This is a genomic window from Bartonella sp. AU18XJBT, assembly GCF_028618595.1.
In the GTDB taxonomy this organism is placed as follows: domain Bacteria; phylum Pseudomonadota; class Alphaproteobacteria; order Rhizobiales; family Rhizobiaceae; genus Bartonella.
This window is the reverse complement of record NZ_JAQITE010000138.1, coordinates 1-1,257: the sequence shown is the minus strand read 5'-3', so window position 1 is coordinate 1,257 and position 1,257 is coordinate 1. Positions and strand designations below refer to the sequence as shown.

The following is a 1,257-nucleotide window of genomic DNA, read 5'->3' as shown; positions in this document are numbered from 1 at the left end:
GATTGGCTTAAAGGAAATGCTGAAAATAATGTTTGTCGGATCTTAAGCAATGTCCGGTGTCTTTCAGAAGGAATTGATGTTCCTGCTCTTGATGCCATCATGTTTTTACACCCGCGTAATAGCCAAGTAGATGTGATACAGGCGGTAGGACGTGTGATGCGTCGTGCTCCAAATAAGAAAACGGGCTATATCATTTTACCCATTATCATTCCTTCACACTTAGAAGCCAAAAAAGCTTTAAAAAACAATAAGAGATACCGTGTTGTTTGGCAAGTTTTGCATGCTTTACATTCTCATGATGAAAGGCTTGCTCGGACAATTAATCAAATGTCTTTAGGACAAGATAGCAGTCATACGATTGAGGTTATAGAGATTAAGCGTGACGATGAATTAAAAGAGCTTACCACAACAGTTGATGAGGTCTCGATCCAATCAAAAGCAGAAAGTTCTGGACGTGTGATTGGAACAGCAGCAAGCCAATCTCAATCGGTATCTGGAGGACAAGGAGACTTATTCCGCCGTTCTGAATTTTTTGATTTTGTCAAAGCCATTTTTCTGGATAGTTTTAAAATCACGGATTATTGGGGCATATGGGCGAACAATGTTGCTGAGATTGCTCAAAACCATATTACGCATCTTCAAAACCTGCTTGCTGATGAAACCAGTGAAGCCTTTCATGCCTTTGATGCATTCCATAAGGAATTAAAGAACAACGTCAACAGTGAAATAAAAAAAGAAGAAGCGATTGAGATGTTAGCCCAACATCTTGTCACGCGTCCCGTGTTTGAAGCTTTGTTTGAGGGCAATGAATTTGTCCACAACAATGCCATTTCGCAAGCCATGGATAAGATCTTAACGGAACTGGATAAAACCAATATCGAAGAAAAAACCAAAGATCTTGATAAATTTTACAAAAGTGTCACGTTCTGTACAGCAGGGATTACCGAAACTCATGCAAAACAGAATCTTATTATCAACCTTTATGAAAGTTTTTTTGCCAAGGCATTTAAAAAAACCACGGATAGGCTTGGAATTGTTTATACGCCCGTTGAGGTTGTTGATTTTATCATTCATTCTGTTGATGATGTGTTGCGCAATGAATTTGGAAAAAGCCTTGGTTCACGGGGTGTTTCTATTCTTGACCCTTTCACTGGAACGGGTACCTTTATCACACGGTTATTACAATCGAATCTCATCAAACCAGAGGATATGGAATATAAGTTCCGTCATGATATCCACGCCAATGAGATTGTCTTA

The 1,257-nt window shown here is 39.1% G+C and carries 1 protein-coding gene; it reads left to right on the top strand.

What is annotated here, in order from left to right:
• Positions 1-1,257 (top strand): helicase-related protein (locus PVV60_RS10545; protein WP_342752821.1); only part of this gene is annotated, 1,257 nt, incomplete at both ends.